Source organism: Neoaquamicrobium sediminum (assembly GCF_040970315.1).
Taxonomy (GTDB): domain Bacteria; phylum Pseudomonadota; class Alphaproteobacteria; order Rhizobiales; family Rhizobiaceae; genus Aerobium; species Aerobium sediminum.
On the sequence record NZ_JAZHFV010000002.1, the window covers coordinates 665,769 to 686,697 of the forward strand.

Below are 20,929 nucleotides of genomic sequence, written 5' to 3' on the forward strand. Positions count from 1 at the left end.
TGCGTGAGAGAACAGGATACGGAGCGGGAAAATGGCAGGCGCTGCAGCTCACGACGCCCATGACGATCACAAGCCGACCGGCTGGGTTCGCTGGGTCTATTCGACCAACCACAAGGACATCGGCACTCTCTACCTGATCTTCGCGATCATGGCGGGCATCATCGGCGGCTTCCTGTCGGTGATGATGCGCTGGGAGCTCGCCGAACCGGGTATCCAGATCTTCCATGGCCTGGCGTCCATGGTCTACGGCTATGAGGGCGATGCCGCCATCGACGGCGGCAAGCACATGTTCAATGTGTTCACCACCGGCCACGCGCTCATCATGATCTTCTTCATGGTCATGCCGGCGATGATCGGCGGTTTCGCCAACTGGATGGTGCCGATCATGATCGGCGCGCCGGACATGGCGTTCCCGCGCATGAACAACATCTCGTTCTGGCTGCTGCCGCCTGCCTTCATCCTGCTGCTGATCTCGATCTTCATGCCGAGCGCCCCCGGTGCCTATGGCGTTGGTGGCGGTTGGACGATCTATCCGCCGCTGTCGACATCGGGCCAGCCCGGCCCGGCGATGGACTTTGCGATCCTCTCGCTGCACATCGCGGGTGCCTCGTCGATCCTCGGCGCCATCAACTTCATCACCACGATCTTCAACATGCGCGCTCCGGGCATGACGCTGCACAAGATGCCGCTGTTTGCCTGGTCGGTGCTCATCACCGCGTTCCTGCTGCTGCTGTCGCTGCCGGTTCTGGCTGGCGCGATCACCATGCTGCTGACTGACCGCAACTTCGGCACGGCCTTCTTCGACCCGGCCGCCGGCGGCGATCCGATCCTGTTCCAGCACCTGTTCTGGTTCTTCGGTCACCCCGAGGTGTACATCCTGATCCTGCCGGGCTTCGGCATCGTCAGCCACATCGTGTCGACCTTCTCGCGCAAGCCGATCTTCGGTTATCTCGGAATGGCCTACGCCATGGTGGCAATCGGCGCGGTGGGCTTCATCGTGTGGGCGCACCACATGTATACGACCGGCCTGTCGCTTGACACGCAGCGCTATTTCGTCTTCGCGACGATGGTCATCGCGGTTCCGACTGGCGTGAAGATCTTCTCGTGGATCGCCACCATGTGGGGCGGATCGATCTCCATGCGCACTCCAATGCTGTGGGCGATCGGCTTCATCTTCCTGTTCACCGTCGGCGGCGTGACGGGCGTTCAGCTCGCCAATGCCGGCCTCGACCGCGCGCTTCACGACACCTACTATGTGGTCGCGCACTTCCACTACGTGCTGTCGCTGGGTGCAGTGTTCGCGATCTTCGCGGGCTGGTACTACTGGTTCCCGAAGATGTTCGGCTACATGTACTCGCCGCTCATCGCGCGCACCCACTTCTGGGTCACGTTCATCGGCGTGAACCTGGTGTTCTTCCCGCAGCACTTCCTGGGTCTGGCCGGCATGCCGCGCCGCTACATCGACTATCCGGATGCCTATGCGGGCTGGAACGCCGTCTCGTCCTATGGCTCCTACATCTCCGCAATCGGTGTGCTGATCTTCCTCTATGGCGTCTTCGAGGCCTTTTCGAAGAAGCGCGAGGCCGGCGCCAATCCGTGGGGCGAGGGTGCAACCACGCTTGAGTGGCAGCTTTCGTCGCCGCCGCCTTACCACCAGTGGGAACAGCTGCCGAAGATCAAGTAAGGCAGCAGCCGCAACAGAATGGAAACCGCCGGCCCGGCCGGCGGTTTCGGCCAGACGGAAAGAACGGACCGCGTACGCATGGCCCTCGTCGAGAAGAATGGATATGAAGACGCCGCCTTCCGTATTTCGGAAGCGCAGGCTGGCGACTATCTCGCGCTGCTCAAGCCGCGGGTGATGTCGCTGGTCGTCTTCACCGCCTTCGTCGGGCTGGTGACGGCGCAGGTGCCGGTCAACCCGATCATCGCGGTGGTCTCGATCCTCGCGATCGCGGTCGGCGCCGGTGCGTCCGGCGCACTCAACATGTGGTACGACGCCGACATCGACGCCGTGATGTCGCGCACTGCAGGCAGGCCGGTGCCATCGGGCCGCGTGTTGCCGGGCGAGGCGCTGGTCTTCGGCCTGTTCCTGTCGGCTTTCTCGGTGATGACGCTCGGTCTCGTCGCCAACTGGCTGGCCGCGAGCCTGCTGGCCTTCACCATCTTCTTCTACGCCGTCGTTTACACGATGTGGCTCAAGCGCTGGACGCCGCAGAACATCGTCATCGGCGGTGCGGCCGGCGCATTCCCTCCCATGATCGGCTGGGCGGCCGTCACGGGCCAGATTGGCCTAGAAAGCGTAATCCAGTTCCTCATCATCTTCCTGTGGACCCCGCCGCACTTCTGGGCGCTGGCGCTGTTCAAGTCTGGTGACTACGGTCGCGCCGGCATCCCCATGATGCCGAACGTTGCTGGCGAAGCATCGACCAAGCGGCAAATCTTTGCCTATGCGGTGCTCGTGGCTGTCGTCGGCGTTCTGCCGTCGGTGCTCGGCCAGGCAAGTGCTACTTACGGCGTGTTCGCCGCAGCGCTCGGTGCCGGCTTCGTCTGGTATTCGTGGAAGGTGCTGCGTATGCCCGACGCCGATCGCGTCATGCGGCCGGCCAAGGCGCTTTTCGGATATTCGCTGCTCTATCTCTTCGCGATCTTTGCGGCTCTGCTGCTTGATTCGATTGCGACGCGCCTCGGGGCGCCGGTCTGGTGAGTGTGATGGAAGACGACAAGGTCAGCCTTACGGATTCGCAGAAGAAAGCGCGTCGTGGTCGCTCGGTCGCCATCGCGCTGGCGCTGGTCGCTTTCGTGGTCATCATCTACGTCGTGACCATCGTGAAGATGGGCCCGACGATCCTCGACCGGCCGATGTGAGAGTATCGATGAGCGAACGCGATAACACTGTCAGCGAAAAGGCCCAGCGCTCCAACCGCGTGATTGCAGTTGTATGCCTGGCCTTCTTTGCCAGCATGGTTGGCGCAGCCTACGCGGCGGTGCCCTTGTATCAGCTCTTCTGCCAGGTGACAGGCTATGGCGGCACCACGCAGCGGGTCACGCAATATTCGCAGACCGTGCTCGATCGGGAGATCAAGGTTCGCTTCGACGCCAACACGGCCGGCGGCCTGCCGTGGGACTTCAAGCCGGTCCAGCGCGACGTGACCATGAAAATCGGCGAGACCACGCAGATTTCTTACAAGGCGAAGAACATGTTCTCGCGCCCCACTTCGGGCCGCGCGTCGTTCAACGTCACGCCGCAACTCGCGGGCGCCTACTTCATGAAGGTGGAATGCTTCTGCTTCACCGATACGGAGTTGCAGCCCGGCGAGGAGATGGATATGCCGGTCGTCTTCTACGTCGATCCGGAGATCGTGAATGTGCCTGAGTTGAAGAACGTCGGTACGATCACGCTGTCCTACACCTTTTTCCCGCTCGCCGAGGGCAAGCCGCAGGAATCGGCGGCCACAGGCGGGCAACTGAACAGCAATACGGACGCCGACACCGAAATCGGGGGATGACATGGCAGACGCACACGCAAAGAACCACGACTATCATATCATCGACCCAAGCCCATGGCCCTTCCTCGGCTCCGTCGGCGCGCTTGTCATGGCGGTTGGCGGCATCGGCTGGATGCAGTATCTGAAGGGTAACGAGTTCTCGCTCGTCGGTATCCCGCTGGCGACGCCGTGGCTTTTCTTCATTGGCCTGGCGCTGGTGCTCTATGTGATGTTCGGCTGGTGGAGCGACACCATCAAGGAGGCTCATGAGGGTCACCATACGCGTGTCGTTTCGCTGCACCTGCGCTACGGCATGATCATGTTCATCGCCTCGGAGGTGATGTTCTTCGTCGCCTGGTTCTGGGCCTTCTTCGACGCAAGCCTTTTCCCCAACGAAGCGGCGCAGGTCGCCCGCGCCGAGTTCCTCGGTGGCCAGTGGCCTCCGGCAGGCGTTGAGGTTCTCAATCCTTTCCATCTGCCGCTCTACAACACCATCATCCTGCTGCTCTCCGGCACGACGGTGACGTGGGCGCACCACGCATTGCTGCACGACGATCGCAAGGGCCTTGTATGGGGTCTCGCAATCACCGTTGCGCTCGGCGTGCTGTTCAGCTTCGTCCAGGCCTACGAGTATTCGGTCGCGCCGTTCAGCTTCTCCGGCTCGATCTATGGCGCCACCTTCTACATGGCGACCGGCTTCCATGGCTTCCACGTGTTGATCGGTACCATCTTCCTGCTGGTGTGCCTGTTGCGCGCGATGGCAGGCCACTTCACGCCCAAGCAGCATTTCGGCTTCGAGGCGGCAGCCTGGTACTGGCATTTCGTTGACGTGGTGTGGCTGTTCCTCTTCGCCTGCGTCTACGTATGGGCATCGGCCGGCGCGCCAATTGCTGCGCACTGAGCAGCCTGAATCGAACGGTTTTCGGGAGGCGGCCGTGGCAACATGGCCGCCTTCTTTCTTTGGCCCGTTTCGCATGCGATAGCGTGCCACCATGCACGAGGCTGCAACATGACTGACGATCGCAAGCCCGACAGCGCCATCTGGGCGCCGGTCGACCCGGTGAAGGCCGGCCTGTCCGGCCGCTGCCCACGCTGCGGCGAGGGCCGCCTGTTCCGAGGGTTCCTCTCCGTCGGCGATCGCTGCGGCAACTGCGGGCTCGACTATTCGTTTGCGGATGCCGGGGATGGACCGGCGGTTTTTGTCATACTCATCATCGGCTTCGTGGTCGTCGGCCTTGCGCTGTGGATGGAGGTGTCGCTCAATCCGCCGCTATGGCTGCATTTTATGCTCTGGATACCACTGACGCTCGTGCTGAGCCTGGTGGCCTTGCGGCTCATCAAGGGACTGCTGATCGTGCTGCAATACCGCAACAAGGCGGCGGAAGGGCGATTGGACGACCGATGAGTGTCAGCGACAGCAGGGCGAAAGTCCGCAGGCCGGGCATCAGCGTGCTGTTGGCCATCGTTTCTTTTGCAGCGCTGGCCGCGCTGCTGGCGCTCGGCACCTGGCAGGTGCAGCGGCTGCACTGGAAGGAACAACTGATCGCGACCATCGACGCGCGCATCACGTCCGAGCCGCGCTCCCTTGCCGATGTGCAAACGCGGCTGACGACGACCGGCGACGTCGACTACTGGCCGGTGACCGTCAGTGGCGAGTTCCGCCACGAGGGCGAGCGTCACTTCTTCGCCACACACCAGGGGCAGTCCGGCTATTTCGTCTATACCCCAATGGCGCTCGAAAACGGGCAGTTTGTCCTCGTCAATCGAGGCTTCGTACCATTCGAGTTGAAGGAGCCCGAAACACGCCCTGAAGGGCAGGTCGAGGGTCCCCGGACCATCACCGGCCTTGCGCGCAACCGGCTCGATGCCAAGCCGTCCCTCATCGTGCCTGACAACGATCCGGCCAAGAACATCTTCTACTGGAAGGACCTCGACGTCATGGCGGCGACATCGGGCGTGGGCGACCAGGGAGACTACCTGCCGTTCTTCATCGATGCGAACGATGCGCCCAATCCCGGTGGGCTTCCGGTCGGCGGTGTGACGCTGATCGATCTGCCAAACAATCATCTCCAGTATGCCGTCACGTGGTACGGGCTTGCCGGCGCGCTCGTGGCGGTGCTAGGCGCGTGGTCGTTGCGACAGCGCCGCACGCGCGCCGCCGATGCGGGTTGACAGGGCAGGGCCTCAACCGCCATCTGCACACGACGGATCACAGGTAGAATGATGAAGCGACCATTGACGATCAGGCTTTGCGGCCCGCGCGGTTTCTGTGCGGGCGTCGACCGCGCGATCCAGATCGTGGTGCTGGCGCTGAAGAAATACGGCGCGCCGGTCTATGTGCGCCACGAGATCGTGCACAATCGTTACGTGGTCGAGGGGCTGCAGGCGCGGGGCGCAGTATTCGTCGAGGAACTGGACGAGATTCCGCCCGAACACCATGCCCAGCCGGTGGTCTTTTCCGCCCACGGCGTTCCCAAATCCGTGCCCGCGGATGCCGAGGCGCGCAACCTGTTCTATCTCGACGCCACCTGCCCGCTGGTTTCCAAGGTGCACAAGCAGGCGATGCGCCATCAGCGTCAGGGGCGTCATGTGCTGCTGATCGGCCATGCCGGCCACCCGGAGGTGATCGGCACCATGGGTCAGTTGCCCGACGGTGCGGTGACCCTCGTGGAGACCGAGGAAGACGCTGCGGGCATCCAGCCGGCCGACCCGACCGCGCTCGGCTTCGTAACGCAGACGACGCTGTCCGTGGAGGACACCGCCGGCATCATCAGCGCCCTTCAGGCGCGCTTCCCGCAGATGCAGGCGCCTGCCGCAGAATCGATCTGCTACGCCACCACCAACCGTCAGGACGCGGTGAAGGAAGCCGCGCCCGGCGCGGACCTGTTCCTGATCGTCGGCGCGCCGAACTCGTCGAACTCCATGCGGCTGGTCGAAGTCGCCGAGCGCGCGGGTGCGAAGCGCGGCCTGCTGGTGCAGCGAGCATCCGAGATTCCCTGGAACGAGATCGGCAACATCGGCACGCTCGGCCTGTCGGCTGGTGCTTCGGCGCCGGAGATCATCGTCGACGAGATCATCGATGCCTTCCGCGAACGGTTCGACGTCACCGTCGATCTCGCCGTCACTGCCGAGGAGACGGAGAACTTCCCCGTCAACCGCGTCCTGCGCGACATCGAACTCACCACGGCCGACATGGCATTCGTCAACGGGAACGCCTGAAAACATGGCCGTCTACACCGACATCACCGAGATGGAACTCGGCGCGTTCCTGCGCGGCTACGCCATCGGCGACCTGCTGTCCTACAAGGGCATCGCCGAAGGCACCGAGAATTCCAACTTTATCCTCCATACCAGCGGGGGCTCCTTCATCCTGACGCTGTATGAAAAGCGGGTGGAAAAGAACGACCTCCCGTTCTTTCTCGGACTGATGGAACATCTTGCCCGGCAGGGCATCTCGTGTCCGTTGCCGGTCCATCGCCGCGACGGCGAGATCATCGGCGAGCTTGCCGGCAGGCCCGCGGCCATCATCACGTTCCTCGAAGGCATGTGGCCGCGCCGGCCGAGCGCCGCCCACTGCCGCGAGGTGGGCAAGGTGCTTGCCGCCATGCACCTGGCCGGGGCGGATTTTCAGCTCTCGCGTCCAAACGCGCTTTCGCTGCCCGGCTGGCACAGGCTGTGGGAGGGCTGCGTCGACCGTGCGGACGAGGTCGAGCCCGGTTTGCGCGCCGAGGTGAGCGCGGATTTTGCCAGTCTGGAGGCGGCGTGGCCCGCCGATCTGCCGGCGGGCGTCATCCATGCGGATCTCTTCCCCGACAACGTCTTCTTTCTCGGCAACGACCTCTCCGGCGTCATCGACTTCTATTTCGCCTGCAACGACTTCCTCGCCTACGATGTCGCGACCTGCCTCAATGCCTGGTGTTTCGAGCGCGACCACGCTTTCAACCTGACCAAGGGCACGGCGTTCCTCGCCGGCTACCAGAGCGTGCGCCCGCTGACCCCGACCGAGATCGAGGCGCTGCCGTTGCTCTGCCATGGCTCGGCGCTACGCTTCATGCTGACGCGGCTCTACGACTGGCTCAATGGTCCTGGCGGCGCGCTGGTCAACAAAAGGGACCCGCTCGAATATGTGCGCAAGATGCGCTTCCATCGGCAGATCGGTTCCGCCTCCGAATATGGCGCGGTGATGCCATGAAGAATGTCGAGGTGTTCACCGACGGTGCATGTTCGGGCAACCCCGGTCCCGGCGGCTGGGGCGCGATCCTGCGCTTCAACGGCGTCACCAAGGAGCTCTCCGGTGGCGAGGCCGAAACCACCAACAACCGTATGGAGTTGATGGCGGCGATCTCCGCGCTCGGCGCGCTGAAGGAGCCGTGCACGGTCGATCTCTACACCGATTCAAACTACGTCAAGGACGGCATTTCAGGCTGGATCGAGGGCTGGAAGCGCAACGGCTGGAAGACGGCGGCGAAAAAGCCGGTCAAGAATGCCGAGCTTTGGCAGGCGCTGGACGAGGCGCGCCGGCGCCACAAGGTCACCTGGCACTGGGTCAAGGGCCATGCAGGCCACCCCGAGAACGAGCGTGCCGACGAACTCGCCCGCCTCGGCATGGCCCCCTTCAAGACGAAACGCCGACCAGCGGCGGCCGGCTAGCCTTTGCGGGCCGCCGCCTGTGCCGCCGCCAGCCTGGCGATCGGCACGCGGAAGGGCGAGCACGACACATAGTCGAGCCCAACCTCCTCGCAGAAATGGATCGAGGTCGGGTCGCCGCCATGTTCGCCGCATATGCCGAGCTTGATGTCGGGCCGCGTCGCCTTGCCTTTCTCTGCCGCCATCCGCACCAGCTCGCCGACACCCTCGAGATCGAGCGAGATGAATGGATCCTGCTCGATGATGCCCTTCTGGCGATAGGTTTCGAGGAAGGACGAGGCGTCGTCGCGCGAGATGCCGAAAGTCGTCTGGGTCAGGTCGTTGGTGCCGAAGGAGAAGAACTCCGCCGCTTCCGCAATCACATGGGCGCGGATCGCCGCGCGCGGCAGCTCGATCATCGTGCCGACCAGATAGTCGATGGTCGTTCCGCTCTCCTCCATCACCGCCTTGGCGACCTCGTCGATGCGGGCCTTGACGTAGTCGAGCTCTTTCATGATGCCCACCAGCGGCACCATGATCTCCGGCACCACGGGGCTTCCGGTCTTCTTGCCGGCCTCAACCGCGGCCTCGAAGATGGCGCGCGCCTGCATTTCGGCGATCTCCGGGTAGGAGACCGCCAGCCGGCAGCCGCGATGGCCGAGCATCGGGTTGAACTCGTGCAGCGCCTCGGTGCGCTGGCGCAATTTCTCCGCCGAAACGTTCATCGCCCTGGCGACCTCGGCGATTTCGTCCTCGCTCTTGGGCAGGAACTCGTGCAGCGGCGGGTCCAACAGGCGGATCGTCACCGGCAGGCCGGCCATGATCTCGAACAGCTCGGCGAAGTCCGAGCGCTGCATCGGCAGAAGCTTGGCCAGCGCCGCGCGGCGGTCCTTCTCGACATCCGACAGGATCATCTCGCGCATCGCCACGATACGCTCGTCGTCGAAGAACATGTGCTCGGTGCGGCATAGCCCGATGCCTTCCGCACCGAAGGAGCGCGCCATGCGTGCGTCGGCCGGGGTCTCGGCATTGGTGCGCACCCTCATCCGCCGGATCTGGTCGGCCCACTCCATGATCGACGCGAAGTCGCCGGAAAGCTCGGGCTGCAGCATCGGCACCGCACCCTTCAGCACCTGTCCGCTGGCGCCGTCGATGGTGATGACGTCGCCCTTCTTCAGCGTCTGCCCCATCGCCGTCAGCGTGCCGGTCTTGTAGTCGACGCGCAGCGTGCCCGCGCCCGAGACGCAGGGCTTGCCCATGCCGCGGGCCACCACGGCGGCATGGCTGGTCATGCCGCCGCGTGTGGTCAGAATGCCTTCGGCGGCGTGCATGCCGTGAATGTCTTCCGGGCTTGTCTCCACGCGCACCAGGATCGCCTTGCGGTTCTGTGCGCGCATCTCCTCCGCCTCGTCGGATGAAAAGACGATCTCGCCGGTAGCTGCACCGGGCGACGCCGGCAGGCCGATGCCGATCACGTCACGCTTGGCGGACGGGTCGATGGTCGGGTGCAGAAGCTGGTCCAGCGATGCCGGGTCGATCCGCGCCACAGCTTCCTGCTTGGTGATGAGCCCCTCGGCAGCCATGTCTACGGCGATCTTCAGCGCGGCCTTTGCCGTGCGCTTGCCCGAGCGGGTCTGCAGCATCCACAGCTTGCCGCGCTCGATGGTGAATTCGAGATCCTGCATGTCGCGGTAGTGGCGTTCCAGCCGCTGCGAGATGTCGACGAAGGCGGCAAACGCCTCAGGCATCACCTTCTCCATCGAGGGCTTGTCGGCGCCCGCCTCGATGCGGGCTTCCTCGGTCAGGTTCTGCGGCGTGCGGATACCCGCCACCACGTCCTCGCCCTGCGCGTTAACGAGGAACTCGCCATAGAGCCTGGCTTCGCCCGTCGACGGATTGCGGGTGAATGCGACGCCCGTTGCCGAGGTGTCGCCCATGTTGCCGAACACCATCGCCTGCACGTTGACCGCCGTGCCCCAGCTTTCGGGAATGTCGTGCAGCCGGCGATAGGTGATCGCCCGGTGGTTCATCCAGCTCGAGAACACCGCGCCGATCGCCCCCCAGAGCTGCTCCTGCGGGTCTTGGGGGAAGGGAGAGCCAAGCTCTTCGTCGACCTTCGCTTTGTATAGCCCGATCACCTCCTGCCATTCCCTGGCGGAGAGGTCGGTGTCGAGCTCATGGCCGCGACGGGCCTTCTCGTCTTCCAGGATTTCCTCGAAATGCTCGTGGTCGACGCCCAGCACGACGTCCGAATACATCTGGATGAACCGGCGATAGCTGTCATAGGCGAACCTCTCGTCGCCGGAATCGCGCGCAAGCGCGGCGACGGTCTCGTCGTTGAGGCCGAGGTTCAGCACCGTGTCCATCATGCCGGGCATCGATGCCCGCGCGCCGGAACGCACGGAGACCAGCAAGAGCTTGTCCGGGTCTCCGAAGCGCCTGCCGACGATCGCGCCGATGGCTTCCAGCGCCTCGGCGACCTGCGCCTTGAGATCGTCGGGGTAGGTGCGGCCGTTCGCATAATACGAGGTGCACAGCTCGGTCGTGATGGTGAAACCCGGCGGGACCGGCAGCCCCAGGCTACACATCTCGGCAAGATTTGCACCTTTGCCGCCCAACAGGTTCCGGTCTCCGGCGCTGCCTTCCGCCTTGCCGTCGCCGAAGCTGTAGACCCACTTCGTCATCCTGCTTCCCCGTCTCCGTGCGTGTTCGCCGGCGTGTTTCCGCCCGCGCGCTGAGCGATAAGACCCCGAACCCGCAAAGGCAAGCAGCCAGCAGGGGCGGTTCCCAAATCAATCGATTAGGCACGGCGAAAATTTTCGACTTGCGGGTATCGGCCGTACGGATTAGAACAAAAAGAGAACAATGGAGAGTGGAATTATGCGCAAGGACGGCAAGCTCGATTATCTGGAAATGCAGGCTGCTGCCGGCACGATCGACAGCGTCAAGTCCTTCTACAGCGCCGCCTTCGGCTGGTCGTTCACGGATTATGGCCCATCCTATGCAGCCTTCGAGGAGGGGTTTGACGGTGGTTTCGACGCGCAGGCAACGGCACAAACGAAGCCGCTTCCGGTGCTCTATTCGGATGATCTGGAACGGTCGGTGGAGGCCGTCGAGGAAGCGGGTGGCAGGATCGTCCGGCCGATCTTCACCTTCCCGGGCGGCAGGCGTTTCCACTTTACCGATCCGGCCGGCAACGAGTTGGCCGTATGGACCGAGAAAGGCGCGTGAAGATGCAGGTCGGAAGCTGCCATTGCGGCAAGGTGAAGTTCGAGGTCGAGGGAGAGTTCGCCGAGGCTATGGAATGCAACTGCTCGCATTGCAGCCGCAAGGGTTATCTCCTGTGGTTCGTGCCGCGCGAGCAACTGCATCTGCAGACACCGCAGGACGACCTGTCGACCTATCGCTTCAACCGTCACGTGATCGACCACCATTTCTGCCCGAATTGCGGTTGCGCCCCATTCGGGTTCGGCACCGCGCCAGACGGAAAAGCGACTGCAGCGGTCAACATCCGTTGCCTCGAGGGCGTGGATCTCACGTCCGTGAAACGGGTGCCGGTCGACGGCCGGAGCTACTGATTGGCGAGCAGCTTGCGCAGGCGTCCGGTGGCGAGCCCGACCTCCGGTTCTTTCTGGAGCGCCATCAGGTGACGCAGCCGAAAGGCAGCGGCAGCTTCGCCTCCCGCCTCGCCGATCAGCCCCGCCGCTTCTTCGCGGAAGCCGGGCAGGGCGGCGATTTCGTCCACCTCCTTGTCGGCAACCATGTGATCGATGCGGGCGATCAGCTCCGAGAGCGTGCCCATCCACGCAAAGCGCGGGTCGCCGATCAGGGCAAAAAGCATCGTGTACGGGTTCTGCAGGGCAGGATCGTCGCCTATTTCGGCGCGGATGAGCGCGCGATGAAGGTCCTTCAGCGCGCTTGAGAGCGCGACAACCTGGGCCGTATCGAAATTCTGGTCGGGCATCTCTAACTCTCTTTCGTGCACTGGCGTCAACCAACCGCGCCGACGCTCGTTATCTCGCGGCTAGGCCTTTGCAAGCTGCACTATGTGAGGTCGCCGAGGCTGGAACGCAACAGCAGCGGATCAGTCTCGATCAGCCTGAGCGAACGGACCATTTTTTCGGTGCCCGTCTTGTACTTGAGGAAGTGTTCGGATTGCAAATGAGCCCGATAGGCGTCGTCGTCGGCATAGATTTCGACAAGGCGCCGCTGCGTCGGCTGTCCAAGCACGCGCAGCGCATAAAGCATAAGCACACCTGGTTCTTTTGAGATCGAGGCCTCGATCTCCTCCTTCAGCAGTGCATCGTATTCGTCTAGGCAATCCGGATCGATCTCGATTTCTGCCAGTCTCACCAGTGGATGGTCGCTCACGAACCCCTCCGGTTCTGCGATGCCGCGTCCACGTCGGTCAGCTCGCCTCGCGCATCTGCTCGGCAGTTTGCAGGTCGACCGATACGAGCTGGCTCACGCCCTGCTCGGCCATTGTGACGCCGAACAGGCGGTTCATCCGCGCCATGGTGATGGGGTTGTGGGTGATGATGACGAACCGCGTCTCGGTGGTCGCCGCCATTTCGTCCATCAGGTTGCAGAAGCGCTCGACATTATGGTCGTCGAGCGGCGCGTCGACCTCGTCCAGCACGCAGATCGGCGCGGGGTTGGTGAGGAACACGGCAAAGATCAGCGCCATGGCCGTCAGAGCCTGCTCCCCGCCCGAAAGCAGCGTCATCGTCTGCGGTTTCTTGCCGGGCGGACGGGCGAGAATTTCCAGCCCCGCCTCAAGCGGGTCGTCGGATTCGATAAGCTGCAGTTCTGCGGTGCCGCCGCCGAAGAGGTGCGTGAAAAGTCGCTGGAACTGGGTGTTGACCACCTCGAAGGCGGCTAGCAGGCGCTCGCGGCCTTCCCTGTTCAGGCTCTGGATGGCCTGCCGCAACCGGCGGATCGCCTCGATCACGTCCTCGCGTTCGGCGACGATCGTCTCCAGCCGCTCGGCCATTTCACGCTGTTCTTCCTCGGCGCGCAGGTTCACTGCACCAAGCCGCTCGCGCTCGATCTTCAGGCGGTCCAGGTTGCGTTCGACGACGGCCATGTCGGGCATCGGATCGTCGGCTTCGAGCCCGGTATGACGGATCACCAGATGCGGCGGCACGTTCAGCGCCTCCAGGATGCGCGCCTCGACCTCCTTGCGCCGCTCGTCGGCGGCCGTCAGCCGCTCTTCCGCGCGAACGCGGTTCTCGCGGCCTTCGGCCAGCGCCTGGATCGCGGCGGTAGCCGCCTTGTCCAGATCGGCCTGTCGGTTCTCGGCCTCCTGCAGCCGGTCGGCTGCAGCCTTGCGCAGCGTTTCGGCCTCGCTGAGCTGCGACATCAACGCCCGGCGGCGCGCATCGAGCTCATCCGGCGCCTCCGCCAGTGCTGCATGCTCGTTGGCGGTCTCCGTGCGGCGCTCGCGCAGCGAAGCGATGTGCGTGTCGGCATTGGCCGCACGTTGCGTCCACGATGTCCGCTCGGTGCCGATCGCGGCCAGCCGGCGCGCGCGGGCCTCGGCTTCACGGCGCAGCCCCTCATGTGCCGCGCGCGCGTCGGCGAGCTTCGCCCGATCCTGCGCCACGTCGCGTGCCAGCCCGTCCAGTCGCACCTGAAGCTCCGTAAGGTCGGGTGCGGCTTCGAGCGCCTTCTGCGCCTGCTGGAACCCTTCCTCGGCCTCGGCGACGCTTTCGGCGACACGGCCGCGCGACTCGTCCAGCACAGCGCGGCGGCTGGCCAGCTCGCCGGCTGCCTTTTCGGCGCGCGCCAGCGTGTCGCGTGCCTCACCCAGCGCCCGCTGGGCCTCGCGCCAGCCGTCGCGGGCGGCCTTTTCGGCATCCACGGCCTGCTTCACCTGAGCTTCGCTCGCGGCAAGCGCTGCCTCCGCGGTGCGCAAAGCGCGCGTGGCTTCGGTCGCTTCCGCTTCGAGTTCCGCGAGGCGGTTCTTCTGCGCCAGCCGTAGTGCGGCTGCAGTAGGTGCATCGGCGCTCGCCGTCAGCCCGTCCCAGCGCCACAGCGCACCGCTGGCGCTGACAAGCCGCTGGCCGACCTTCAGTTCGCGTTGCAGCCTGACCCCGTCCGCATCGTCGACAATGCCGATCTGCGCTAGACGTCGGGCAAGCTGGTGGGGTGCCGTAACCACATCGGCCAGCGGCCTCACGCCTGCAGGCAGGGCAGGATCGTCCGCCTGCCGTTCGGCCTCGCCCCAGTGGGCGGGTGCCGCGCGGTCCAGCGGTACGTCGAGGTCTTCGCCCAGCGCCGCGCCAAGCGCCGTTTCGAAACCACGCTCGACCTTGATCTGTTCGAGCACGGCGGGGAAGAGATCGCCACTCGCGGCATTCAGCATTTTGGCGAGAGTGCGCGCTTCGGTTTCCACCCGCTGCAACTCGCTGCGGGCCTCGGCGAGCGGGGGACGGGCAGCAGCTTCGGCCGCGCGGGCGTCCGCGACGGTCTTTTCCGCCTCGACAGCGGCCGTCTCGGACGCGGTCGCCGCCGCCTCGGCCTCATCCACCAGAACGCGCTTCTCGGCCGGGTCGGCAAGACCCGCGATGCGCTGCGCGATCTCAGCCGCCTCGCGGTCGATCTCGGCAAGTTGCCGCTGAAGCCGGTCGCGGCGCTCACCGGTCTCGCGCAGCGTGCGCTCGATCTGTCCGCGCGCGGCGGACGCCTCGGCGCGTTCGGAGGTCACCTTGGCAAGTGCTGCCTCGCTTGCCGTCAGATGCGCCTGCGCTTCCTCGAAGGCGGCGCGCGTCTGCGCCTCGCGCTCGGCCGCACCTGCATTTTCCGTGTTCAGCGCGCGTTCCTCGGCGTCGAGCCGTTCCAGCACGTCGGCGTTGTCGCGCACGAGCTGTTCCTCGCGGGCGATGTCGGCGTCGAGTTGGGCAAGCCGTTTCTCGAGCTCCGCATTGCGCGCGCGCATGCGGTTGGCTTCTTCCTCGAGCTGCGTCTTGGCGATCGTCAGCCTTTGCAGGGCTGCGGCGGCCGCTGCTTCCGCGTCGCGAAGCTCCGGCAGCTTGTGGGCGCCGACCGCCTGGTCCTTGGCGGCCTGCATCTGGCCCGCCGCGCGGTCGCCCACCAGCGTGGTCGCCTGCGCCAGGGCCGACTTCGCTTCCGCTTCCTGGGCCTTGGCCTGCGTCCAGCGCAGGTGCAGCAGGGTGGCTTCCGCCTTGCGGATCTCCGCCGAAAGATTCTTGAAGCGCGAGGCCTGTCGGGCCTGTCGTTTCAGGCTTTCGATCTGGCTTTCGAGCTCGCCGACGACATCGTCCAACCGTTCGAGGTTCTGTTCGGCGGCGCGCAGCCGCAGCTCGGCCTCGTGGCGGCGCGTATGCAGGCCTGAAATGCCCGCCGCCTCTTCCAGCAAGGCCCGGCGCGCCTGCGGCTTGGCCTGGATCAGCTCGCCGATACGGCCCTGTCCTACCATCGAAGGCGAGCGCGCGCCGGTCGACTGGTCCGCGAAAAGAAGCTGCACGTCCTTGGCGCGCGCTTCCTTGCCGTTGATGCGGTAGATCGACCCCGCCTCGCGCTCGATGCGGCGCGAGACCTGCAATTCATCCGCGTCGTTGAAGGCGGGCGGCGCGGTGCGGTTGCTGTTGTCTAGAAACAGCGTCACCTCGGCCGTGTTGCGGGCAGGGCGCGTGCCGGAGCCCGAGAAGATCACGTCGTCCATGCCGGACGCGCGCATGTTCTTGTAGGAGCTTTCGCCCATCACCCAGCGCAGCGCTTCGACAAGATTGGACTTGCCGCAGCCGTTCGGCCCGACGATGCCCGTCAGGCCGCGCTCGATGACGAATTCGCCGGGTTCGACGAAGGACTTGAAGCCGAGAAGGCGAAGGCGCGAGAACTTCATGCGCGCGCCTCCGCGGACGCGCGGAAGCGGTGCCGCGCGGGAACCGTGCGGTTACAGCATGCTGTCGATGATGGCCGACATCTCGGCAACCGTCAGTGCCCCCGAATACTTGTTTCCGTTGATGAAGAAGGTCGGCGTGGCATCCACGCCGAACTCGCTTGCGCCGCGGGCCCGCACTGCTCTCACATCGTCCAGAAGTTTCTGGTCAGTCAAGCAGGCCTCGAACGACTCCTGTGAAAAACCGGCCAGTTTGGAGATTTGCAGCAGTGCTTCGCGCGCATTTTCCACGCCGGCCCAGGCCTGCTGCTGCTTGAACAGCACGTCCACCATGGCGAAATACTTGGTGTCAGCGCAGCGCGCGAGCATGAAACCTGCCTCCGCGCGTGGGTCGAAGGGGAACTCGCGCATGATCATGCGCGCCTTGCCGGTGTCGATGTAGTTTTCCTTGATCGCCGGCAGCGTGTTGTTGTGGAAGTTGGCGCAGTGGCCGCAGGTCATCGACGCATATTCGACGATCGTCACCGGCGCATCGGCTTCGCCCAGCACCTTTTCTGGCAACGAGCCCTCTTCAAGCAGCTTGGCCATGTCGACGGTGCCGGCGGGCTGCGGCGCATCGGCTGCCGCCGGCGTGGTCGACGAGGTCTGCGCCTGCGCGCTGCCGGAATCGCTACATGACGACAGGAATGCCGCGGCTGCGGGCACTGCCACCAGCGATGCGAGAACGGTTCGGCGTGGAATGGCGCGGGTCATGCGAATCACCTGTTTGCGGTTGAATGGTGCAGCTTTGGAGCATCTAAAGGCGAGTGTCGAAGCGAAATAAGGCAAATCTGTCCCCAATCCAATCGCCTTGAAGCGACAGATCGTTCACGAAAGCGCGAAACAGGGTGTGACTTCAGCGCTTTTCGCCGAACACCGAGCGGCCAAGCCGTGCCAGCGCCTCGCGCAGGCCGTCATCCTCGATGCCTTCCACCAGCGTGTCGAGCCGTGCCGTCTCCTGCCCGCTGAGCGGCCTCATTCGCGGCCGGGGCTTTGGCGCGGGGGCGACCGGTTTCTGCACGATGCGTATGCGGCCGATCGCGGCGAAGCCGAGGAAGGCGTTCACCCTGGCGATGATCTCGCCCGTTTCGTGCTGTAGCCGCAGCGCGGCCGCGCCTTCGCAGGCGATCACCAGCGTCGCCGGCTCGAACGGATCGTCATCGCTCAGCCGGCGCGGCCATGCGATCTTTTCCGGTCGTGTGCTCTGCGCAAGCCGCTCACCGGCGATTTCATCCCACGACTGCACCAGTCCGATGGTGATGCCGGCGCGCTTGCGCAGCACCGGATCGATCACATGGGCGGCGAGATCGCTCACCGGCACGGCATTGCCGTCTCTGCGTTTCCCTGTCATGAGCGGTCGGCGCTTATCCTTCGCGCGGTGGCGCGGTTACGGTTCACTGGGTTGATGACGACCGACACTAGCAGCATTCGCAGCGAAAATCAGGAGGCGAGGGCGGCGGCTCTTCTCGCCTGGTACGACGCCCACCATCGCGAACTGCCCTGGCGCACGCCGCCGCGCGAGATCGCCGCCGGCCGCCGGCCGGACCCCTACGGCGTCTGGCTGTCGGAAGTCATGCTGCAGCAGACCACGGTGGAGGCGGTGAAGTCTTATTATTTGCGCTTCCTGGCCCGCTGGCCCACCGTCGCAGACCTGGCCGCTGCCGAAACCGACGACGTCATGAAGGCCTGGGCCGGCCTCGGCTACTACTCGCGTGCCCGCAACCTCAAGGCCTGCGCCGACCGGGTCGCGGCCGACCATGGCGGCCTTTTCCCTGACACGGAGGACGGGCTTCGCGCTCTGCCGGGCATCGGCGCCTACACGGCCGCCGCAATTGCCGCGATCGCCTTCGGCAGGCCTGCGGTGGTCGTCGACGGCAATGTCGAGCGCGTGGTGTCGCGACTTTTCGCCATCGCCACGCCGCTGCCGGCGGCCAAGGAGGAAATCAGGCGGCATGTCCAGGCTATGCTCCCGGCGGACTGCCCCGGCGATTTCGCGCAGGCCATGATGGACCTGGGCGCGACCATCTGCTCGCCCCGCCGGCCGAAATGCATGCTCTGCCCGCTGAATGAAGGCTGCGCCGCGCTGGGCGAGGGCGACCCCGAGCGCTACCCGGTGAAGCTGCCCAAGCCCGAGCGGCCACAGCGGCGCGGCGCGGCCTTTGTCGCGATCCGCAGCGATGGCGCCGTACTTCTGCGCAAGCGGCCGGGTTCCGGCCTTCTGGCAGGCATGGCCGAGCCGCCCACCACAGGCTGGACCGCCCGCGCCGACGGCGAGACGGGCGTCGGCGCGGCACCCTTCGCTGCCGGCTGGCGCGCGGCAGGTTCCATCCGCCACGTCTTCACCCATTTCGAGCTGACGCTGGACGTCTTCCGCGCCGAGCGCGTCGAGCATGTGCCGCCGTCCGGCTGGTGGTGGTCGCCGCCGCAGGACCTTTCCGGCGAGGCGCTGCCCACCGTCATGAAGAAGGCAATTGCCGCGGCTATGGAAGGTGCTGCAACCTATCGAGAGCAACAGGACAAGGCATGACCCAGATCGACCACATCGTCTTCGACATCGGCAAGGTGCTGATCCACTACGACCCGGACCTGCCGTTCAGCCGGCTGATTCCCGACGAGGCCGAACGCCGCTGGTTTTTCGACAATGTGTGCACGTCGGACTGGAACATTGAGCAGGATCGCGGCCGCACCTGGCAGGAGGCCGAGGCGCTGCTGATCGCCGAGCACCCGACACACGAGGAAAACATCCGCAACTTCCGACGCCACTGGCACGAGATGGTGCCGCATGCCTATGACGGCAGCGTCGCCATCATGGAAGGTCTGATCACGCAGGGCCGCGACGTGACCATGCTCACCAATTTCGCCGCCGACACCTTCACCGAGGCGAGAGGGCTCTTTCCGTTTCTGGAAAAGCCGCGCGGCGTCACGGTCTCCGGCGAGGTCGGCCTTATCAAGCCGGACGAGCGCATCTATCGCCTGCACGCCGAAACCTTCGGCCTCATCCCCGCCGCCACGCTCTTCATCGACGACAGCGCGAAAAACGTCGAAGGCGCGAAGGCGGCCGGCTGGAACGCGTTGCTATTCACCGGTGCCGATAGGCTGGCGGAGGATTTGAAAGGGCTTGAGGTGATGTGAGGGGGAGCGCTTGTTGTTCGTGACAGCTTGCGATCCCCTTTCGGTCTTTGCGAGCTATAGCTGGGGGGCGGAAAAGCAGACTGGCCAGTGTACTTGGAAGTGCCTACGGTCTCGCGCGCCTGTCGGCGGGCGAGACCGTTTGGATTAGAGGCTCAGCCAGGCCGGAGCGATGGCAGTGCCCTTGCCCAGACCATAACCAAGACGAATGTTGAGCATGGCGACAGGTTCGATCAACCGTGCCGCATCCAGCCCGCCGGTCTTCTCCGCGGCAAAGCCTGATGCCTGGACAAGCTGTTCCACCGTGGCAACGGCAGCTTCGTCATTTCCGGCGAGGAACACCGGCACGTTTGCCGTATCAGCCGCAGGAAGGTCGAACAGGCCGGCGAAAACAGTGTTGTAAGCTTTGACGACCTTGGCCGAGGAGGCCGCTGCCTGGATTTCTTCGGCAGCGGATGTGGTGTGGCCGATGGTGAGGCCAGAAAAATCGGGCTTCACCGGATTGGTGAGATCGACAACGACCTTTCCTGCCAGGCTGGGCTTTTGAGAAATTTCGAGGGCGGCTTCATAAGGCAGCGCCAGGATCACGACGTCAGCGCGAGAAATGGCAGCGTCGATTTCGAGGACTTCGGGGCCCGCGGGCAGCGTGGCGGCGAAAGACCGGGTTGTTTCGGTGTTCCGGCTCGCCAGCATCAGATTGGTCTTGCCTGCCAGCCGCTTGGCGATGCCCTTGCCCATGTTGCCCAGGCCGATGATTGCAACGTTCGTCATATCGTGTCTCCAGAATTGTGTTTCGTGAGATCCATATGGACCGCACCGGCCTTTTCGTTAATTGCTTGAATTTAGTGTTCTTAATTGCAAATATGTATCGAATGGCCGATTTCGACGAACTCCGAACATTTGTGACAGCGGTTCGCCTGGGCAGCTTCGCCGCCGCGGCGAGGCAGCTCAACCTGTCTCCAGCAATGGTCGGCCGTCGTATCCAAACACTGGAGGAGCGATACCGGCTAAAGCTGATCGAACGCTCCACACGCAGCCAGCATATAACTGAGGAAGGGCGAGATTTTCTGGCCCGTGCCGAAACAGTTCTGGAGGCTGCGGAAGCGTTGGGAGAAAGCACGGGCGGGACGGAGCTGACCGGCCGTATCAGAATTACCGCACCCACAATTGTCGGCGTAACCCGTCTACCTGCCATTCTCGCTGCGTTTGACGCCAGGCATCCTGGTGTCATCCTTGAGGTCAATCTCAACAACAGGCGCGTTGATCTCATCACCGAAGGGTTCGACCTGGCCATCCGGATCGGCACGCTGCCCGATTCAGGACTCATTGCCCGGCGTTTGGGCGACTATGGCTTTGCCTGTTGCGCTGCTCCCGACTTCATACGCCGCTATGGCAAGCTGTCCCACCCAAGCCAGTTGTCGCAGGCGCGCTGCCTGCTCAATCTGAATCTGGTTCCGCGCAACCGTTGGCCATTCGTCGGACCAGATGGACAGGAGGTGATCATTACGGTGGGGGGCGGGATCGAGATCGACCTTGACGAAGCGCAGCGCAGGCTCGCTATCGATGGCGCCGGTATCGCGTACTTGCCGTTGGATCTGGTGGAGGCAGATCTTGCACAGGGGCGCCTGGTGCCCATGTTCTCGGACTGGACCATGCCCAGCATGCCCATACACGCCGTGCAGCCTTCTCGCCGCTTCGTGCCGCGGCGTGTCAGGGAATTCGTGGAAGTCGTAGCGGCCAGCTTTAGCGGCAGTTCCCAGCTTGGTTCCGCTCCGGAAATGTAGAT

The 20,929-nt window shown here is 64.4% G+C and carries 22 protein-coding genes; 15 read left to right on the forward strand and 7 right to left on the reverse strand.

Features of this window, described 5'->3' with window-relative positions:
- The first annotated feature begins 31 nt into the window (after window positions 1-31).
- From ctaD to rnhA, 10 genes are all read left to right on the forward strand, one after another.
- A complete protein-coding gene (ctaD, locus tag V1479_RS08525; protein WP_368802530.1) occupies window positions 32-1,684 on the forward strand; it encodes a cytochrome c oxidase subunit I in 1,653 nt (550 codons plus the stop codon).
- Window positions 1,685-1,762: 78 nt separating this feature from the next.
- On the forward strand, window positions 1,763-2,704 hold the full coding sequence (locus tag V1479_RS08530) for a heme o synthase (RefSeq protein WP_368802844.1): 942 nt from the start codon (window positions 1,763-1,765) through the stop codon (window positions 2,702-2,704).
- A gap of 5 nt (window positions 2,705-2,709) precedes the next feature.
- Window positions 2,710-2,865 carry a cytochrome c oxidase system small membrane protein gene (locus V1479_RS08535; RefSeq protein ID WP_368802531.1) on the forward strand — a complete coding sequence of 52 codons (156 nt, stop codon included), beginning with the start codon at window positions 2,710-2,712 and terminating at the stop codon, window positions 2,863-2,865.
- 8 nt (window positions 2,866-2,873) lie between these two features.
- Window positions 2,874-3,506, forward strand: a complete 633-nt coding sequence (locus tag V1479_RS08540) for a cytochrome c oxidase assembly protein (protein ID WP_368802532.1) — start codon at window positions 2,874-2,876, stop codon at window positions 3,504-3,506.
- A gap of 1 nt (window position 3,507) precedes the next feature.
- Window positions 3,508-4,386 carry a cytochrome c oxidase subunit 3 gene (locus V1479_RS08545; RefSeq protein WP_173186400.1) on the forward strand — a complete coding sequence of 293 codons (879 nt, stop codon included), beginning with the start codon at window positions 3,508-3,510 and terminating at the stop codon, window positions 4,384-4,386.
- Between the two features lie 108 nt (window positions 4,387-4,494).
- On the forward strand, window positions 4,495-4,890 hold the full coding sequence (locus tag V1479_RS08550) for a DUF983 domain-containing protein (protein ID WP_173186398.1): 396 nt from the start codon (window positions 4,495-4,497) through the stop codon (window positions 4,888-4,890).
- Window positions 4,887-5,657, forward strand: a complete 771-nt coding sequence (locus V1479_RS08555) for an SURF1 family protein (RefSeq protein ID WP_368802533.1) — start codon at window positions 4,887-4,889, stop codon at window positions 5,655-5,657. The genes V1479_RS08550 and V1479_RS08555 overlap by 4 nt, the downstream gene beginning before the upstream one ends.
- A gap of 48 nt (window positions 5,658-5,705) precedes the next feature.
- Window positions 5,706-6,704 (forward strand): 4-hydroxy-3-methylbut-2-enyl diphosphate reductase, encoded by a 999-nt coding sequence (gene ispH / locus V1479_RS08560; RefSeq protein ID WP_368802534.1) that lies wholly within the window; start codon window positions 5,706-5,708, stop codon window positions 6,702-6,704.
- A gap of 4 nt (window positions 6,705-6,708) precedes the next feature.
- Window positions 6,709-7,677 carry a homoserine kinase gene (locus V1479_RS08565; RefSeq protein WP_368802535.1) on the forward strand — a complete coding sequence of 323 codons (969 nt, stop codon included), beginning with the start codon at window positions 6,709-6,711 and terminating at the stop codon, window positions 7,675-7,677.
- On the forward strand, window positions 7,674-8,135 hold the full coding sequence (gene rnhA, locus V1479_RS08570; protein WP_368802536.1) for a ribonuclease HI: 462 nt from the start codon (window positions 7,674-7,676) through the stop codon (window positions 8,133-8,135). The genes V1479_RS08565 and rnhA overlap by 4 nt, the downstream gene beginning before the upstream one ends.
- On the opposite strand, the gene ppdK is transcribed toward rnhA, so the two are convergent.
- Window positions 8,132-10,795, reverse strand: a complete 2,664-nt coding sequence (gene ppdK, locus V1479_RS08575; RefSeq protein ID WP_368802537.1) for a pyruvate, phosphate dikinase — start codon at window positions 10,793-10,795, stop codon at window positions 8,132-8,134. The genes rnhA and ppdK overlap by 4 nt on opposite strands.
- Window positions 10,796-10,991: 196 nt before the next feature.
- On the opposite strand from ppdK, the gene V1479_RS08580 reads away from it, so the two are divergent.
- Together V1479_RS08580 and V1479_RS08585 are read left to right on the forward strand one after the other, a co-directional pair.
- Window positions 10,992-11,342 (forward strand): VOC family protein, encoded by a 351-nt coding sequence (locus V1479_RS08580; RefSeq protein ID WP_368802538.1) that lies wholly within the window; start codon window positions 10,992-10,994, stop codon window positions 11,340-11,342.
- A gap of 2 nt (window positions 11,343-11,344) precedes the next feature.
- Window positions 11,345-11,689: a GFA family protein gene (locus V1479_RS08585; RefSeq protein WP_368802845.1), complete on the forward strand. Its 345-nt coding sequence runs from the start codon at window positions 11,345-11,347 to the stop codon at window positions 11,687-11,689.
- On the opposite strand, the gene V1479_RS08590 is transcribed toward V1479_RS08585, so the two are convergent.
- From V1479_RS08590 to V1479_RS08610, 5 genes are all read right to left on the reverse strand, one after another.
- Complete coding sequence (locus tag V1479_RS08590; protein ID WP_368802539.1) at window positions 11,683-12,075, reverse strand: hypothetical protein; 393 nt, start codon at window positions 12,073-12,075, stop codon at window positions 11,683-11,685. The genes V1479_RS08585 and V1479_RS08590 overlap by 7 nt on opposite strands.
- A gap of 80 nt (window positions 12,076-12,155) precedes the next feature.
- Window positions 12,156-12,482 carry a putative quinol monooxygenase gene (locus V1479_RS08595; RefSeq protein ID WP_368802540.1) on the reverse strand — a complete coding sequence of 109 codons (327 nt, stop codon included), beginning with the start codon at window positions 12,480-12,482 and terminating at the stop codon, window positions 12,156-12,158.
- 37 nt (window positions 12,483-12,519) lie between these two features.
- Window positions 12,520-15,978 carry a chromosome segregation protein SMC gene (gene smc, locus V1479_RS08600; RefSeq protein WP_368802541.1) on the reverse strand — a complete coding sequence of 1,153 codons (3,459 nt, stop codon included), beginning with the start codon at window positions 15,976-15,978 and terminating at the stop codon, window positions 12,520-12,522.
- A gap of 51 nt (window positions 15,979-16,029) precedes the next feature.
- Window positions 16,030-16,728, reverse strand: coding sequence for a DsbA family protein (locus tag V1479_RS08605; RefSeq protein ID WP_368802542.1), 699 nt, complete (start codon window positions 16,726-16,728; stop codon window positions 16,030-16,032).
- A gap of 142 nt (window positions 16,729-16,870) precedes the next feature.
- Window positions 16,871-17,365 (reverse strand): DUF721 domain-containing protein, encoded by a 495-nt coding sequence (locus tag V1479_RS08610; RefSeq protein WP_173186383.1) that lies wholly within the window; start codon window positions 17,363-17,365, stop codon window positions 16,871-16,873.
- Window positions 17,366-17,419: 54 nt separating this feature from the next.
- On the opposite strand from V1479_RS08610, the gene mutY reads away from it, so the two are divergent.
- Both mutY and V1479_RS08620 read left to right on the forward strand, forming a co-directional pair.
- Window positions 17,420-18,541, forward strand: a complete 1,122-nt coding sequence (gene mutY / locus V1479_RS08615; RefSeq protein ID WP_368802543.1) for an A/G-specific adenine glycosylase — start codon at window positions 17,420-17,422, stop codon at window positions 18,539-18,541.
- Window positions 18,538-19,146 (forward strand): HAD family hydrolase, encoded by a 609-nt coding sequence (locus tag V1479_RS08620; protein ID WP_368802544.1) that lies wholly within the window; start codon window positions 18,538-18,540, stop codon window positions 19,144-19,146. The genes mutY and V1479_RS08620 overlap by 4 nt, the downstream gene beginning before the upstream one ends.
- Before the next feature lie 144 nt (window positions 19,147-19,290).
- On the opposite strand, the gene V1479_RS08625 is transcribed toward V1479_RS08620, so the two are convergent.
- The gene (locus V1479_RS08625) at window positions 19,291-19,881 is read right to left on the reverse strand and encodes an NADPH-dependent F420 reductase (RefSeq protein WP_379016067.1); all 591 of its coding nucleotides are present in this window, start codon (window positions 19,879-19,881) and stop codon (window positions 19,291-19,293) included.
- A gap of 68 nt (window positions 19,882-19,949) precedes the next feature.
- On the opposite strand from V1479_RS08625, the gene V1479_RS08630 reads away from it, so the two are divergent.
- A complete protein-coding gene (locus V1479_RS08630) occupies window positions 19,950-20,927 on the forward strand; it encodes a LysR family transcriptional regulator (RefSeq protein WP_368802545.1) in 978 nt (325 codons plus the stop codon).
- Window positions 20,928-20,929: the final 2 nt, after the last annotated feature.